The 14774-nt window shown below is 69.4% G+C and carries 14 protein-coding genes; 5 read left to right on the top strand and 9 right to left on the bottom strand.

Annotated features, from left to right (window positions below):
• Positions 1-3 precede the first annotated feature (3 nt).
• Positions 4-2829 (top strand): nitrate reductase, encoded by a 2826-nt coding sequence (locus AC1VNM_RS19150; RefSeq protein WP_483109308.1) that lies wholly within the window; start codon positions 4-6, stop codon positions 2827-2829.
• The gene (cobA, locus tag AC1VNM_RS19145) at positions 2826-3734 is read left to right on the top strand and encodes a uroporphyrinogen-III C-methyltransferase (protein WP_483107955.1); all 909 of its coding nucleotides are present in this window, start codon (positions 2826-2828) and stop codon (positions 3732-3734) included. The genes AC1VNM_RS19150 and cobA overlap by 4 nt, the downstream gene beginning before the upstream one ends.
• On the opposite strand, the gene AC1VNM_RS19140 is transcribed toward cobA, so the two are convergent.
• Positions 3702-4874, bottom strand: coding sequence for a YbfB/YjiJ family MFS transporter (locus tag AC1VNM_RS19140; RefSeq protein WP_483107954.1), 1173 nt, complete (start codon positions 4872-4874; stop codon positions 3702-3704). The two genes, cobA and AC1VNM_RS19140, sit on opposite strands and share 33 nt — an antisense overlap.
• A 348-nt stretch (positions 4875-5222) precedes the next feature.
• Complete coding sequence (locus AC1VNM_RS19135; protein ID WP_483107953.1) at positions 5223-7094, bottom strand: methyl-accepting chemotaxis protein; 1872 nt, start codon at positions 7092-7094, stop codon at positions 5223-5225.
• Between the two features lie 179 nt (positions 7095-7273).
• Here AC1VNM_RS19135 and AC1VNM_RS19130 point away from each other — a divergent pair, with 179 nt between their 5' ends.
• Entirely contained in the window at positions 7274-8062 is a 789-nt protein-coding gene (locus tag AC1VNM_RS19130) for a type III pantothenate kinase (RefSeq protein WP_483107952.1), read from the top strand.
• A 100-nt stretch (positions 8063-8162) separates the two neighbouring features.
• A complete protein-coding gene (locus AC1VNM_RS19125; protein ID WP_377159827.1) occupies positions 8163-8486 on the top strand; it encodes a hypothetical protein in 324 nt (107 codons plus the stop codon).
• A gap of 3 nt (positions 8487-8489) precedes the next feature.
• On the opposite strand, the gene AC1VNM_RS19120 is transcribed toward AC1VNM_RS19125, so the two are convergent.
• The 5 genes from AC1VNM_RS19120 to AC1VNM_RS19100 all read right to left on the bottom strand — a co-directional run bounded on the left by AC1VNM_RS19120 (position 8490) and on the right by AC1VNM_RS19100 (position 11457).
• Positions 8490-8885: a tautomerase family protein gene (locus tag AC1VNM_RS19120; RefSeq protein ID WP_483107951.1), complete on the bottom strand. Its 396-nt coding sequence runs from the start codon at positions 8883-8885 to the stop codon at positions 8490-8492.
• Positions 8886-9087: 202 nt separating this feature from the next.
• Positions 9088-9507 (bottom strand): YybH family protein, encoded by a 420-nt coding sequence (locus tag AC1VNM_RS19115; protein WP_483107950.1) that lies wholly within the window; start codon positions 9505-9507, stop codon positions 9088-9090.
• Positions 9508-9609: 102 nt separating this feature from the next.
• Positions 9610-9858: a hypothetical protein gene (locus AC1VNM_RS19110; protein ID WP_483107949.1), complete on the bottom strand. Its 249-nt coding sequence runs from the start codon at positions 9856-9858 to the stop codon at positions 9610-9612.
• A gap of 139 nt (positions 9859-9997) precedes the next feature.
• Complete coding sequence (locus AC1VNM_RS19105) at positions 9998-10831, bottom strand: oxidoreductase (RefSeq protein WP_483107948.1); 834 nt, start codon at positions 10829-10831, stop codon at positions 9998-10000.
• Complete coding sequence (locus tag AC1VNM_RS19100; protein WP_483107947.1) at positions 10828-11457, bottom strand: nuclear transport factor 2 family protein; 630 nt, start codon at positions 11455-11457, stop codon at positions 10828-10830. The genes AC1VNM_RS19105 and AC1VNM_RS19100 overlap by 4 nt, the downstream gene beginning before the upstream one ends.
• A gap of 153 nt (positions 11458-11610) precedes the next feature.
• Between AC1VNM_RS19100 and AC1VNM_RS19095 the strand changes: the two genes are divergently transcribed.
• The gene (locus tag AC1VNM_RS19095) at positions 11611-12603 is read left to right on the top strand and encodes a LysR family transcriptional regulator (protein WP_483107946.1); all 993 of its coding nucleotides are present in this window, start codon (positions 11611-11613) and stop codon (positions 12601-12603) included.
• A 174-nt stretch (positions 12604-12777) separates the two neighbouring features.
• On the opposite strand, the gene hslU is transcribed toward AC1VNM_RS19095, so the two are convergent.
• Both hslU and hslV read right to left on the bottom strand, forming a co-directional pair.
• A complete protein-coding gene (hslU, locus tag AC1VNM_RS19090) occupies positions 12778-14127 on the bottom strand; it encodes an ATP-dependent protease ATPase subunit HslU (RefSeq protein WP_483107945.1) in 1350 nt (449 codons plus the stop codon).
• A 19-nt stretch (positions 14128-14146) separates the two neighbouring features.
• Positions 14147-14707, bottom strand: a complete 561-nt coding sequence (gene hslV, locus AC1VNM_RS19085; protein WP_431263929.1) for an ATP-dependent protease subunit HslV — start codon at positions 14705-14707, stop codon at positions 14147-14149.
• Between the last annotated feature and the right edge of the window lie 67 nt (positions 14708-14774).

Raw genomic sequence — 14774 nt, 5'->3', positions numbered from 1 at the left:
GCGATGAGCCCGGACGTCCGCACCACGCGCTCGACCTGCCCGTACTGCGGCGTGGGCTGCGGCGTGCTGATCGACGCGACGGGGGACGGCGCGGACGCCCGGATCGTCGGCGTGCGCGGCGATCCGGCGCATCCGGCCAACTTCGGCCGCCTCTGCACCAAGGGCTCGACCTTGCACCTGACCGCGACGCCGATGGTGCGCGCGCAGCAGCGCTTGCTGCAGCCGGCATGGCGGGCGACGCGCGACGCGCCGCTCCAGACGGTGGCCTGGGACGCGACGACGCAGCGTCTCGCCGATCGATTGCTGGCGATCCGGACGGAGCACGGCCCGGACGCGATCGGCTTCTACATCTCGGGGCAGCTGCTGACCGAGGATTACCACGCGTTCAACAAGCTGGCGCGCGGGCTGATCGGCACCAACAACATCGACAGCAACTCGCGGCTGTGCATGAGCTCGGCGGTCGTGGGCTACAAGCAGTCGTTGGGCGCGGATGCGCCGCCCACCTGCTACGACGACCTGGAGCAGACGGACTGCCTGTTCATCGCCGGCGCCAACACGGCATGGGCGCATCCGATCCTGTTCCGCCGCATCGAGGCGGCGCGCGCCGCGCGGCCGGCCATGAAGATCATCGTCGTCGACCCGCGCCGCACCGAGACCGCCGAGTTCGCCGACCTGCATCTGGCGCTGAAGCCCGGCAGCGACATTGCGCTGTTCCACGGGATGCTGCACGCGGCGATCTGGGAGGGCTGGATCGACGCCGCGTTCATCGAGCGGCACACGAGCGGCTTCGACGCGCTGAAGGCGCTGGTGCGCACGACCACGCCGGCCGAGTCGGCGCGGCTGACCGGGCTGAAGGAAACGGACATCCTGCAGGCGGCGCAGTGGTTCGCGCGGTCGCCGTCGACGCTGTCGCTGTACTGCATGGGCCTGAACCAGAGCAGCAGCGGCGCGGCGAAGAACACGGCGCTGATCAACCTGCATCTCGCCACCGGCCAGATCGGTCGCGCGGGCGCGGGGCCCTTCTCGCTCACGGGCCAGCCGAATGCGATGGGCGGTCGCGAAAGCGGCGGCATGGCGACGCTGCTGCCGGGTCATCGCGACCCGGGCAACGCCGCGCATCGCGCGGAGGTGGCGGCGCTGTGGGGCGTGGACGCCTTGCCGGAGCGGCCGGGCAAGACGGCGGTCGAGCTGTTCCAGGCGGCGGCGCGTGGCGAACTCAAGGCGCTGTGGATCGCGTGCACGAACCCGGCGCAGTCGATGCCCGACCAGGCGCTGGTGCGCGCGGCGCTGGAACGCTGCGAGCTGGTGATCCTCCAGGAAGCTTTCGCGGGCACGGCGACGGCGGCGTTCGCCGACGTGGTGCTGCCGGCGGCGACCTGGGCGGAGAAGGAAGGCACGGTCACCAACAGCGAGCGCCGCATCAGCCGCGTGCGTGCGGCGCTGCCGGCGGCCGGCGAGTCGCGCGCCGACTGGCGCATCGTGCGGGACGTCGCTCGCCGCATGGAGACTGCATTGCGACCGGGGCAGGCTTCGCTTTTCGCCTGGGACCGGGAGGAGCAGCTCTGGCTGGAGCATCGCGAGGCGACGCTCGGACGGGACCTGGACATCGGCGGTTTGAGCTACCCGATGCTGGAAGAGGCACCCCGCCAGTGGCCCTGGCCCGCGGGCGCGAACGCGGCGACGACGAGGCTCTACGAGGACGGCGAGTTCGCTCACCCCGACGGCCGGGCGCGCTTCATCACGAAGCCCTTCGCGCCGACCGCGGAGGTGCAGGACGCCAGGTTCCCGATGGCGCTGAGCACCGGACGTCTGCGTGACCAGTGGCACGGCATGAGTCGGAGCGGCACGGTCGCCAGGCTCTTTGCCGGCGCGCCGGGGCCGGCGGTGGCGATGCACCCGCAGGACATCGACCGGCGCGGCTTGACGGCCGCTTCCCTGGTCCGCGTGCGGTCGCGGCGCGGCGAACTGATCGTGCCGCTTCGCGCGGACGAGGGCGTCGGCGCGCAACAGGCGTGGCTGCCCATGCACTGGGGCAGCGAGTTCCTCGGCGGGCGCGGCCTGTCGGGCATCAATGCGCTGACACAGCCGGCGTACTGCCCCGATGCGCGGCAGCCGGAGCTCAAGTTCACCGCCGTGGCCGTCGAGGCCGTCCAACTGCCGTGGCGCGTCTTCGGCGCTGCGTGGGTCGGCCCGGGCGAGGGCGCGGCGCTGCGCAGCCAGCTTCGCGCGTTGATGGCGGAGGCGGATTACGCCTGCTGCCTGCCAGGCCCCGCGCAGGACGCGCAGGAGGGACTGGATGCGATGGAGGGATGGAGCCTGGAACTCGCCTTCGCGGAGCCGCCACCGGCACCGGTGGTGCAGGCGCTGGCGGCGGTGCTGCAACTGAACGGCGTCGGTGTGTTGCGCTACGCCGATGGGCGCCGTGGGCGCAGTCGATCGTTGCGGCTCGACGGCGAAGGGACCGAGGCGAGGCTGCAATCGCTGATGCGCGTCGGCGAGGGCGGCGAAGCGGCCTGGCTCGACACGCTCTGGCGCGAGCGTGTGCCGGTGGCGCCGTTCGGGCGCCGCCTGCTGGCGCCCGATGCGGAGTCGCCCGCCGTACCTGTCAGCCCGCAGGTCTGCAACTGTTTCAACGTGCGGGAAGACGCCATCGGCGCCTGCCTCCGGCGACTGCCGGAGGGCTCGCCCGAAACCCGTCTCGCCGCGCTGCAGGGCGAGTTGCGCTGCGGCACGCAGTGCGGCTCCTGTCTGCCGGCGCTGCGCCGCCTCGTGCACACCAAGGCACCGAGGGTGCCACCCGTCTCGAATGAAGTGAAGGAACCGACATGAGCCCGCTCGACGCCAGCCCACCTCTCGGTCATGCCGTTCGCACGCCCTGCGTGTCCCTCGTCGGCGCCGGACCGGGCGATCCGGAGTTGCTCACGGTCAAGGCGCTCAAGCGGCTGCAGCAGGCGGAGGTCGTGCTGACGGACGATCTCGTCGACCAGCGCGTGCTGGCGTGTCTGCCGGCCTCCGCGCGCGTGTTGCGCGTGGGCAAGCGCGGCGGCTGCGTGTCGACGGAGCAGCGCTTCATCCACGAACTGATGATCCGCGAGGCCAGGGCCGGCGCGCGCGTCGTTCGCTTGAAGGGCGGCGACCCGTTCGTGTTCGGACGCGGCGGCGAGGAAGTCGACGCGTTGCGCGAGGCAGGGATCGAGGTCGAGGTGATCAACGGCCTGTCCGCCGGGCTGGCGGCGCCCGCGTCGGTCGGCGTGCCGGTCACGGACCGGCGCTGCACGCCGGGCGTGGCCTTCGTGACCGGGCACAACGGCGAGCATGGCGTCGCGCCGGACTGGGCAGCGCTGGCGCGCAGCCGGCTCACGCTGGTCGTGTACATGGGTCTGACGCGCGCCGCGGTCATCGCTCAGTCCCTGCAGGACGGCGGACTGGCCGCCGGCACGCCGGCGGTGATCGTCAGCGCCGCACACACGCCGCGTCAGCGCGAGTGCTTCACGACGCTCGCCGACCTGCCGGCCGCGATCGAGCGCGAAGGTCTGCCGAGTCCGGCGCTGCTGGTCATCGGCGACGTGGTGGCGCTGTCGCCGCAATGGCGAACGGACCTGGGCCTGGAGGGCTCGACGTCCGCCCCGGATGAAGTGGCCGCCGTGTCCGTCAGGGCCGCAACGGCCGCGACGGCCGCAATGGCCGATGGCATCGATGACTCACGCGTCGCCGCGCGCTTCCAGGCCGCGTAGTCTGAGCATGATCAGCATGCCGACGGTGAGCACGGCGGCGGTCAACCACAGCGACGCGCTGTAGCTGCCGCTGGCCTGCGCCATCGCGCCCGCGAGCGCCGGCGCCGTGACCTGCGCGACGCCGTAGCTCAGGGTGAGGCGCGCCATCGCCTTGCCGGGATTGCCGGGCGAGCGCCGTCCCACGAGCGCGAGCGTGAGGCTCACGAGCCCGATGAAGGTCGCCCCGTAGAGCAGCGCGCCGGTGAGTGCGGCGGCGAGGCCGCCGGACAGCATGGGCAGGACGACGGAGACGATCTGCAGCGCGAAGGCGGCGAGCAGCGCGTTGAGATCGCCGAAGCGGCGGGCGACGCGGTCCCACAGGAACACGGCCGGCGTGGCGGAGAGCCCGACCAGCAGCCACGCCCAAGGGCCCTGACCGTGAAGCAGCGGCTGACGCTCGACGATGGTCACGGTGAACGTGGCGCTGATGACGAAGCCCCAGCCGGCGCAGAAGTAGCCGGCGATCATCCACCGCATCCAACGGACGCTGGGCGCGCCGGCGGCGAGTGTCGCGGTCGCGGGGGGCGGCACGGGCGGACGCCACCACCAGGTGATCGCGAGCAGCGGCGCGCCGATGACGACGAAGCCCCACCAGTGGCCGGCCCAGTCGAGCGCGAGCCGGTCCATCGCCATCGCGCCGATCGCGGAGACGACGATGCCCAGGCCCAGTCCCATGAAGTGGACGCCGAGTTCCGGGCGTCTGCCGGCGCGCATCAGGAAGCCCAACACGAGGCCGGAGCCGAGCAGCATGCCGGCGGCGCCGCTGAGGCCGCCGAGGTAGCGGGAGACCGCCCACAGCGCCAGGTTGGGCGCGAGCGGCATCAGCGCGGTGGCGACGAGGCCGAGCAGCATGCCCCAGAAGTACAGCCGCGAGCGCCAGCGCGGATCGTCGATGAGCGCGGCGAGGACGGCGCCGCTCATGTAACCGGCGTAGTTGACGGCGGCGAGCGTGCCGCCCATCGCGTCGCCGAGCGCGGCCTGCTGCTGCATCAACGGCAGCACCGGCGTGTAGGCGAAGCGCGCCAGGCCGATGCTCAGGATCAGACCGGCGATGCCGCCAGTGGAGACTTGCCAGGGGAGGAGGGGGCTGGCGCTGCGCATCGCTCACGAATCGATGAAGGATGTCAGTCGCGACTAAGGCATTGCGTCATGTCACGACGCTCATGAATCATGTCGATCACGCGTACATGATCTTCGGTCTCAACATAGAAGACCTCCTGAGGGGACTTGTGCCCAACGCGCCAATTCGTCGGGCAATCCGAGGTTAAGAGTAGCCATCGTGGCGATGTGGCGGTCGGGGACGGGAGAGGGGCATCGTCGGGATGCGGGATGAAGTGCATGCTACGTCCGCAAGAGTTGGAGGAGGGCAGTCAGCCTAAACCTGTCGCGGACGCCAAAAACCCATTCCCAAAGCAAAACGACCTCTATTCAAGAGGTCGTTGCGCCAGATCAAAAAGTTTCCCAATCGCCGTCGGGAGCAGCCGTTGCGCTGGGTCCCGATGGCTTTGGGGCCGCCGGTCTTGGTGTATGCGACGCGGCGGGCGCTTTCGGCGCGGGCGCCTTGGGGACAGGTCTTGCCACCGGCTTCGGCGCGGACGCCTTGGCCGCGGTCTTCACGACCGGCGTCTTGGTCGCAGTCGATGGCCGCGGTGCCGGCGGCTTCTTCGCGACGGGTGTCGCCGCCGGACGGGGAGCAGTCGCCGGTCTGGCGACCGGTGCCGCGGCACGCGCGATCGGCGCGGGCGCCGCGACGACGCTCGTGGCCTCCTCCTGCGTCGGCTTGGGATCGCTGACCTTGAAGTGCCCCACCAGCGCGGTGAGCTTGCGCGCCTGCTCGCTGAGCGACTCGGCGGCGGCCGCCGATTCCTCGACCAGCGCGGCGTTCTGCTGCGTCATCTGGTCCAGCTGCGACACCGAGCCGTTGACGCTGCCGATGCCCTGGCTCTGCTCCACGGTGCTCGCGCTGATCTCGCCGATGATGTCCGACACGCGCTGCACGCTGGCGACGATCTCGTTCATCGTCGCGCCGGCGTTGCGCACCTGCTGCGAGCCGACCTCCACCTTGGTCACGCTGTCGCCGATCAGCGCCTTGATCTCGCGCGCCGCGCCGGCGCTGCGCTGCGCCAGCGCCCGCACCTCGGACGCGACCACCGCGAAGCCCTTGCCGTGCTCGCCCGCGCGGGCCGCCTCGACGGCCGCGTTCAGCGCCAGGATGTTGGTCTGGAACGCGATGCCGTCGATGGTGCCGATGATGTCGTTGATCTTCTTGGCCGACGCGTCGATCTGCGCCATCGTGCCCACGACGTCGCCCACCGCCGTGCCGCCGCGCTCCGCCACCTCGGCGGCGCTGCCCGCCAACTGGTTGGCGGTGCGCGCGCTCTCGGCGCTCTGCTGCACGGTGCCGGTCAACTGCGACAGCGACGACGCCGCCTGCTGCAGGCTGGACGCGGTCTGCTCGGTGCGCAGGCTCAGGTCCTGGTTGCCGCTGGCGATCTCCTGGCTGGCGGTCTGCATGCCGTCGGCGCTTGCGCGCACCTCGCGGATGACCTTGCGCAGCGAGCTCTTCATCGCGGCCAGCGCGCGTTGCACGTCGCCGATCTCGTCGTCGCGGTAGTCGCGCTCGACGTGGTACAGATCGCCCTCGCCGATGCGCTCGGCTTCGGACATCAGCGACTTCAGCGGCGCCGAGATCGTCCGCACGAAGTACGCCGTGGCCAGCGCCAGCAGGCCGACGATGACCGCCATCAGCGTCGCCACGCCCCACAGCGTGCGCATGCGCTCGGCGCCCGCGGCCTCGCGCAGCGACGCGGAGCGCTTCTGCTGCAGCGCGACGAAGTCCTGCTGCGCGGCCAGGTACTGCTCGATCGCGGGCACGACCTTCTGCTTGAGCGCCTGATGCGCGCCGTCCGTGTCGCCGCCGGACTTCAGCTTGTTGGCATCGTTGCGCGCGGCGATGTAGACCTTGCGCTGTTCGGCGATCTTCGCCATCGCGGCCTTGTCCTCGTCGCCTTCGGCGAGCGCCTCGAGCTGCTTCTGGACATCGTTGATCGTCTCGGTGGTCCGGGCGATGTCGGCCTTCATGGCGTCGGCGACGGCGTTGTCGTTGGCCGCCAGCCCGGCCTGCACGCGGCTGGCGTTGGCCTCGGTGAGGCCGCGCCAGCGCAGCGCGAGTTCGAAGCGCTGCTGCTGCTTTTCCTGTGTCACCTGGGCGACTTCCAGCAGGGCGCGGGTCCGGGAGGCCGCTCCCAGCGTCATGACGACGGTCATGACGGACATGACGGCGACGGGGATCCACAGTCGCGTGGCGATGGAGAACTTCATCGGTCCGGAGCCTTGTTGTTGTGACGACGGCGTTGCCCCGGGATGGGGCGACGAGCCTCGATTCAATCCTAAATCGGCTGTCCGGTGCACCGGCTTGAGGACAAACACTGCTAACCTGCCGCCCTGTCCCTCACGGCACCGACATTTCCCCAAGAACCGCACGGATTCGCGCAACGCCCATGAGCTTCCTGGCCATCGACATCGGCAATACCCGCCTCAAGTGGGCGCTTTATGCCGGCCCGCAACCGGGCAGTCCGATGCTGGCGCACGGCGCGCAGTTCCTGGAGAACATCGAGAAGCTCGCCGAGGACGACTGGGCGAAGCTTCCCGCGGCGCCCGGCAGCATGCTCGGCAGCAACGTCGCCGGCGACGCGATGCGGCATCGCGTCGAGGAGCAGATGGAGGAGATCTGGGACATCGAGCCGCGCTGGGTCGCCTCGTCGGCGCAGGCGGGCGGCGTGACCAACGGGTACGACCATCCGGGACGCCTGGGCGCGGACCGCTTCGTCGCGCTGATCGGCGCGCGGCACCATGTGGTGGCACGCGGGCGCGGACAGGCGCCGAAGCCGGCGCCGGCGCTGGTGGTGATGGTGGGCACGGCGGTCACGGTGGACGCGCTCGATGCGGACGGCAGGTTCCTCGGCGGACTGATCCTGCCCGGACACGGGATCATGCTGCGGTCGCTGGAAGGCGGCACCGCCGGCCTGCGCGTGCCGACCGGCGAGGTGCGCGAATTCCCGACGAACACGTCGGACGCGCTCACCAGCGGCGGCAACTACGCGATCACCGGCGCGATCGAGCGCATGCATCGCCACATCCTCAAGCGCTGCGGCCAGGCGCCGGTCACGCTGATGACCGGCGGCGCGGGCTGGAAGGTCTCGCCGGCCCTGGACATCCCGCACGAGCTGATCGACTCGCTGATCTTCGACGGGCTGCTGGCGCTGCAGGCGCATCGGCTGGCGCTCTGACTTCGCGCCCGCGGTTGTCCCCTCGCTGCGGGACGGTGCGGATCGACGCTTGCATGTGACACTGGTTTCGTCCGTCACCGTTCACGCCAGGGAGCATCGAATGAGCGAGATGAAGACCATGTTGCCGCTGATCGCCGCTGTCGTCGGCACGGCGGTGTCGATCGGGCTCGGAGGTTGCGCGACCTCCCATCACCACTGGGAGAAGTCCGACGCGCCGATGTCGCAGGTCGAGAAGGACAAGGCCGAATGCGAGTACGAGGCCAAGGCCGCGACCGCGAGTTACTCGACGGCGAGCTCCGGCAAGGAGAGCGGCAGCCAGGCCATGGGCAAGGCCGTCGGCGACGGCATCGTCATCGCCGAGAAGCGCATCGAGCTGACCAACGAGTGCATGAAGGTACGCGGGTACCGGCCGCGGGCGTCGTGAGCATCACACGTCGACCTTGAATCCGAGGTCGATCTCCGACGCCGGCACGCCGCCGCGCAGGCCCCAGTTCTCGCGCTCCACTTCGTTGAGCGTGATCGTGATGTGGTCGGCGGGAATGTCGAGCGCGCCCAGGCGCTCGACGATGCTGCGATAGAGGCGACGCTTCGCCTCGATCGTCCGGCCGGCGAAGCCGGTGACCGTGACCAGGGTGTAGCACTCGGGGCGCGACAGACGCGGCGGGTAGATGAACCGGTGCGGCTCGTAGGCGACGAGGCGCACGCAGCGGTCTTCCGCCGGGATCTTGAAGCCTTCGATCAGCGCGTCCTGCACGGCTTCGATCAACTGGACTTCCTGCTCCTGAGCGTAGGCGCGGCGGACTTCGATGAGGGTGCTCGGCATGGGCGTGGCTGTGGAGGGCGACGGGCCCAGCAGCTTATCGCGACCCAGGCGGAGAGAGACGTGGAAGTGCGGCATGACGGATCGGTGTCCACTCGTTGAGGAGACGCCAGTCTCGTCATGCCCTTCGAGGGCAGCATGAGCCCGCGGTGAGGTCGGTGTGAAGTCGGACGCCTCCCGACGTCCTCGGCCCTTCATCGACGCTTCAGCGGCTCACCACCTGCTTGCTCTGGAAGTCGACCGGCACGGACGTGTGCTGATGGACGACACGCCACGTGCCGCCGTCGTTGCGCAGGAGCACGGTGAGGCGGTTCTCCGTGGACCGCAACGGCCGGCCATCGGCGTCGAGCGCGGCGAACTCCAGCATGGCCGAGCCGCCGGCCACGTGGGCATCGTGCCAGGTCTTGACGTCCTTCGCCGTGACGCGCACACGCACGTCCCGGATGCCTTCGAACCAGCCGGCGATCATGCCCGCCCAGTCTTCGCGGCCAGCGAACTCCCAGCGGTCCCAGCTGTCGAAGACCTGGACATCCCCGGCGTACAGGCCGACGAAGCGCTGCAGGTCGCGGTCGAAGACTGCCGCGGCGTAGTCGCGCAGGAAGATGTGAACGGGATCGTCGGTCATCGCGGGCTCCTGGAGTTCATCGAAGGTAGATGACGAACGACGAACGGGATCAGCGGTTTTCGACATGAGCCGTTCGAAGAGGTTCCGCCCGGTCCGGTGCCATCACCGCACGCGCTGCTGATGCCGCGCCCAGTCGCGTTTCCACGCCACGACGTTGTACAGCAGCACCGAGGCCGACGTCGCCCAGAACATGCCGAGCCAGATGCCGACGACCTTCAGCGTGAAGGCCAAGTCGCCGTCGCAGCGGCCGATGGCGGTGCAGGGCGACGGGACGTAGACGTCGATGAGCAGAGCGGTCGAGACGTTCCACACCAGCAGCCCGATGAGCACGGAAGCGAGAAAGCGGTTCATGGCGAGACGAGTCCTTTCCTGAGGTGAAGGACCCAGTTTCGCCATGGGGTTCGAACTCAGCATGAGCCCTGTGTGAGCTCAGGGTGAAGGCGGCGGACGCCGCACGGCAGGCGTCCCGTGCGCCGCGATCACTGCACGATCACTTCGGGAAGTCCGTCGACACCGCCAGCTCACGCCACTGCGCGAGTTCCCCCGCGACGAAGGCGTTCTTCTGCTCGATCGCCGCGACGGTGTCCGAGCCGAACGGCATGCGCAGCGGCGGCTGTTCCGCGTCGACGACCTGCAACAGCGCCTTCGCCAGGCGCGCCGGATCGCCGGGCTGCTGATGGTTCAGTTCCGTCGCGATGCGGCGCACCGCGCCGACCGGCGTGTCGGCATAGTCGGGGATCGTGGCCGGTGCCGTCGTCAGCGAGCCGCCGTCGAGGAAGTCGGTGCGGAAGTAGCCCGGCTCGACGATCGTCACGTGGATGCCCAGCGGCTTCACTTCATCGGCGAGCGCCTCGCTGATGCCTTCGACGGCGAACTTGGTCGAGGCATAGACGCCGAAGCCCGCCGCGCTGCGATAACCGCCGATCGACGAGATGTTGATCACATGCCCCGCGCGTTGCTGGCGCAACTGCGGCAGCACGGCCCGCGTCACCGCCAGCAGGCCGAAGACGTTGGTGCGGTAGAGCGCCTCGACGTCGGCGGCGCTGGTCTCTTCGATCGCGCCGAGCACGCCGAAGCCGGCGTTGTTGACGACCACGTCGATGCGGCCGAAGCGCTTGACCGCCTGCTCGACCGCGGCGCGGGCCTGCGCCTCGTCGGTGACGTCGAGGTTCGCCGCGAGCAGGCGAGGGTGGTCGCCGAATTTGTCGATGATGACGCGTGCGTTGCGCGCCGTGGCGACGACGTTGTCGCCGCGCTCGAGCGCTTCCTTGACGAACAGGGTGCCGAAGCCGCGCGAGGCGCCAGTGATGAACCAGGTCTTCATGGGGAACTCCTTGTGGGAAAAAGGGGGTGAGGGCAGGGGGACTCAGTCGCCGCGATCGGGTTCTGCCGCCAGAACTCGTCGAAGGCGATGCTGTCGAAGAAGGCCGTGACGCGGACGGCCTTGCCGTCGCGCATCGTCAGCATCCAGACGTAGCTGTTCGTGTAGGGCTTGCCGGCGTTGGTCGTGCCGGCTGCGGAGAAGTGCGCGACGACGGTGTCGCCGTCCGCGTGGATCGCATGGATCGTGCGCGGCCGGAAGCGGTCCTGCGACTGCGCGAAGCGCGCGCCGAACGGGCCGAGCACCGTGCAGTTGAGTTCATCGCGGCTGCGCGTCGTGCCGGCGACGAGGGAGTTGCCGGTGATCGTCCATTCGATGTCGTCGGCGAGCATCGGCTGCAGCGCGCCGTAGTCGCCGCCCATCCAGCGGCGCAGCATCGTGTCGACGGCGGCCTTGTTGGCGGCGGCAATGGCGACGGCAATGGCGACGGCATTGGAAGCGGCATCGGCGCTGGCCTGAGCCTTCGCCTGGGCTGCTGCGGTCGCGGCGCGGGCTGCGGGAATCGCCATCGCGAGCGACGCGATCACGGCGCCCGTCATCACGGCGGAAACAAGTCGGGTGCTGGTCATGGTGCGGTTCCTTTGCTGGTCGTCTCCCGCCACCTGGTCGATGGCGTCGCGGTATGGAACGAACTCTAGGAACCGGCGATTGATGCGTCTATGCTCAGGAATTGAAACGAGCTAGTGGCGAATCTTCATGAATAAGCGTTTCGGACGGTCCCCGTGACTGAGCGCCCCAGCCTCGCGGAGCTGACCGCCTTCCTGGCGATCGTCCGCCATCAATCCTTCCGCGCGGCGGCGGATGAGCTGGGGATGTCGCCGTCCAGCCTGAGCCATCTGGTGCGGGGTTTGGAGGAGCGGCTCGGCGTGCGCCTTTTCAATCGCACGACGCGCAGCGTGGCGCCGACCGATGCCGGCCAGCAGCTCGCGCGCGACGTCGGGCCGATCCTGGCGGAGCTGGACAACGCGCTGGGCGACCTGGGCTCGCTGAGCGGGCGCACGTCGGGCCGGCTGAGGATCAACGTCTCCGAGATCGCGGCCGGCGAGTTGATGCGGGACATCGTGCCGACGTTCGTCGAACGCCATCCGGACGTGCAGCTGGACCTGGTCACCGAGGGCAAGCTGGTCGACATCGTCGCCGAAGGCTTCGACGCGGGCGTGCGGCTCGGCGAGGCGCTGCCGCAGGACATGGTGGCGGTGCCCTTCGGTGGCGACGTGCGATTCATCGTGGTCGCTTCGCCGGACTATCTCGCGAAGCACGGCACGCCGCGCACGCCGGACGCGCTCGCGGAGCACCGCTGCCTCCGCTTCCGCCTGCCGAGTGGAAAGATGTACCGCTGGGAGTTCGAGCGCCAGCGGCAGTCGCTGAAGGTCGACGTGCCGGGCTCGCTGACGCTCGATCACATCGGGCTGATGGTCGAGGCCTCGGCGAAGGGGATGGGCCTCGCGTACGTCTGGTCGACGAAGGCCGAAGCGGAGATCGCCGCTGGCCGCTTGGTGACGGTGCTCGACGACTGGACGCCGCCGATCCCCGGCCATCACCTCTACTACCCCAGCAGTCGCTTGATGCCCGCGGCGCTGCGAGCGTTCATCGAGGTGATCCGGGAAGTCGAGGCCCAACGCGCGCCGGCGAAGGCGCGGGTGACGGCGACGTCGGCGCTGGGAAAGGCGAAAGGTCGGACAACGGCTGCCAAGGCGCCCGCGAAGCGGGGCTGAAGCGCGCGCTCAGGAGCCGGCGACGAAGTCGCCGATCACGCTGGCTCCCAGCATTCCCGCAGCACGTCGCGGAACAGTTCGGACAACAGCGGCTCCACTCCTCCTGGAGCGCATCGGAGAGGCTTCGGTTGGAGAGATGGAGAGCCCGAGCGTCCGAGCGCCGCGGGCCTGCTCTCAGAGAATGAACCGGCTCAGATCCTCGTCCTGCGCCAGCGCGCCGAGCTTGTCATCGACCTGCGCGCCGTCGATCGTCACCGTCTTGCCGGCGTGCTTGTGCGCGTCGAAGCTGATGTCGTCCAGCAGCCGCTCCAGCACCGTCGCCAGGCGGCGCGCGCCGATGTTCTCGGTGCGCTCATTGACCTCGTAGGCGATCTGCGCCAGCCGGCGGATGCCGTCGGCGCTGAGCTCCAGCGTCAGGCCTTCCGTCGCCAGCAAGGCCTGGTACTGCTTCACCAGGCTCGCGTGCGTGCTCGACAAGATCGCTTCGAAGTCGCCCACCGACAGCGACTTCAGCTCCACCCGGATCGGGAAGCGGCCTTGCAGCTCGGGGATCAGGTCGCTGGGCTTGCTCAGGTGGAACGCGCCCGAGGCGATGAACAGGATGTGGTCGGTCTTCACCATCCCGTACTTCGTGTTCACCGTCGTGCCCTCGACCAGCGGCAGCAGGTCGCGCTGCACGCCCTGGCGCGACACGTCCGCGCCGCCGCTGTGCTCGTTGCGGGTCGCCACCTTGTCGATCTCGTCGATGAAGACGATGCCGTTGTCCTGCGCCATGGCCAGCGCGGCGGTCTTGATCTCGTCCTCGTTGACGAGCTTGCCGGCCTCTTCCTCGACCAGCAGCTTGCGGGCCTCGGCGATCTTGAGCTTGCGCGTGGTCTTCTTCTCCTGCCCCATCTGCGAGAACAGGCCCTTGAGCTGCTCCGCCATCTCCTCCATGCCCTGCGGCCCGAGGATCTCCATGGAGGGCTTGGCCTCGATCAGCGCGATCTCGATCTCCTTGTCGTCCATCGAGCCTTCACGCAGGCGCTTGCGCATGACCTGGCGCGCGGTGTTGTCCGCGCCGCCGCTCTCCGTCGCCGAAGGGGCGAAGCCGGTCGAGGATCGCGGCGGGGGGACCAGCACGTCCAGGATGCGCTCTTCGGCCGCGTCCTCGGCCCGCGCGCGCTGGAAGCGCATCTGGCGCTCGCGCTCCTGCTTGACGGCGATGTCGACCAGGTCCCGCACGATGCTGTCCACGTCCTTGCCGACGTAACCGACCTCGGTGAACTTCGTCGCCTCGACCTTGATGAAGGGCGCATCCGCCAGCTTGGCCAGGCGGCGCGCGATCTCGGTCTTGCCGACGCCAGTCGGGCCGATCATCAGGATGTTCTTCGGCGTGATCTCGCCGCGCAGCTTCTCGTCCACCTGCTGGCGACGCCAGCGGTTGCGCAGCGCGATCGCGACGGCGCGCTTCGCATCGGCCTGGCCGACGATGTGCCGATCGAGTTCGGAGACGATTTCCTGCGGGGTCATGCTGCTGCTCATTCGTGTACTCCGCGCCGGATCAGTCCAGCGTCTCGATCGTGTGATTGCCGTTGGTGTAGATGCAGATCTCGCCGGCAATGACCAGCGACTGCTTGACGATGTCCACCGCGCTCAGCTCGCTGTGGTTGAGCAGTGCCTTCGCCGCCGCCTGCGCATACGCGCCGCCGCTGCCGATGGCGACGATGCCTTGCTCCGGTTCCAGCACGTCGCCGTTGCCGGTGATGATCAGCGAGGCCGTGCGATCGGCCACCGCCAGCATCGCCTCCAGCCGCCGCAGCACGCGGTCGGTGCGCCAGTCCCGCGTCAGCTCCACGGCCGCGCGCACGAGGTTGCCCTCGTACTTCTCCAGCTTGGCCTCGAAGCGCTCGAACAGCGTGAACGCGTCCGCCGTCGCGCCGGCGAAGCCCGCCAGCACCTGGTTCTTGTGGAGCTTGCGCACCTTGCGCGCCGTCGACTTGACGACGATGGTGCCCAGCGTGACCTGACCGTCGCCGCCGATCGCGACCTGGTTGCCGCGGCGCACGCTGACGATGGTGGTGCCGTGGTACGGCGGGAGCGGGGAGGAATGGTCTTGAGACATGGGCGATCCAAACGTCTTGAACGTCGTGAAGACCTCACGTGGGTTCCCTCGCGGAAATCACAAGGTG

The sequence above is a fragment of the Mitsuaria sp. MSU3D genome, assembly GCF_056867975.1.
The sequence above is the reverse complement of the archived record's forward strand: the minus strand, read 5'-3'. Positions and strand labels throughout refer to the sequence as shown.

Excerpts from the sequence above, each read along its gene's own strand:
- AC1VNM_RS19150 (WP_483109308.1), top strand. The coding sequence starts at position 4 with ATGAGCCCGGACGTCCGCACCACGCGCTCGACCTGCCCGTACTGCGGC.
- cobA (WP_483107955.1), top strand. The coding sequence starts at position 2,826 with ATGAGCCCGCTCGACGCCAGCCCACCTCTCGGTCATGCCGTTCGCACG.
- AC1VNM_RS19140 (WP_483107954.1), bottom strand. The coding sequence starts at position 4,874 with ATGCGCAGCGCCAGCCCCCTCCTCCCCTGGCAAGTCTCCACTGGCGGC.
- AC1VNM_RS19135 (WP_483107953.1), bottom strand. The coding sequence starts at position 7,094 with ATGAAGTTCTCCATCGCCACGCGACTGTGGATCCCCGTCGCCGTCATG.
- AC1VNM_RS19130 (WP_483107952.1), top strand. The coding sequence starts at position 7,274 with ATGAGCTTCCTGGCCATCGACATCGGCAATACCCGCCTCAAGTGGGCG.
- AC1VNM_RS19125 (WP_377159827.1), top strand. The coding sequence starts at position 8,163 with ATGAGCGAGATGAAGACCATGTTGCCGCTGATCGCCGCTGTCGTCGGC.
- AC1VNM_RS19120 (WP_483107951.1), bottom strand. The coding sequence starts at position 8,885 with ATGCCGAGCACCCTCATCGAAGTCCGCCGCGCCTACGCTCAGGAGCAG.
- AC1VNM_RS19115 (WP_483107950.1), bottom strand. The coding sequence starts at position 9,507 with ATGACCGACGATCCCGTTCACATCTTCCTGCGCGACTACGCCGCGGCA.
- AC1VNM_RS19110 (WP_483107949.1), bottom strand. The coding sequence starts at position 9,858 with ATGAACCGCTTTCTCGCTTCCGTGCTCATCGGGCTGCTGGTGTGGAAC.
- AC1VNM_RS19105 (WP_483107948.1), bottom strand. The coding sequence starts at position 10,831 with ATGAAGACCTGGTTCATCACTGGCGCCTCGCGCGGCTTCGGCACCCTG.
- AC1VNM_RS19100 (WP_483107947.1), bottom strand. The coding sequence starts at position 11,457 with ATGACCAGCACCCGACTTGTTTCCGCCGTGATGACGGGCGCCGTGATC.
- hslU (WP_483107945.1), bottom strand. The coding sequence starts at position 14,127 with ATGAGCAGCAGCATGACCCCGCAGGAAATCGTCTCCGAACTCGATCGG.
- hslV (WP_431263929.1), bottom strand. The coding sequence starts at position 14,707 with ATGTCTCAAGACCATTCCTCCCCGCTCCCGCCGTACCACGGCACCACC.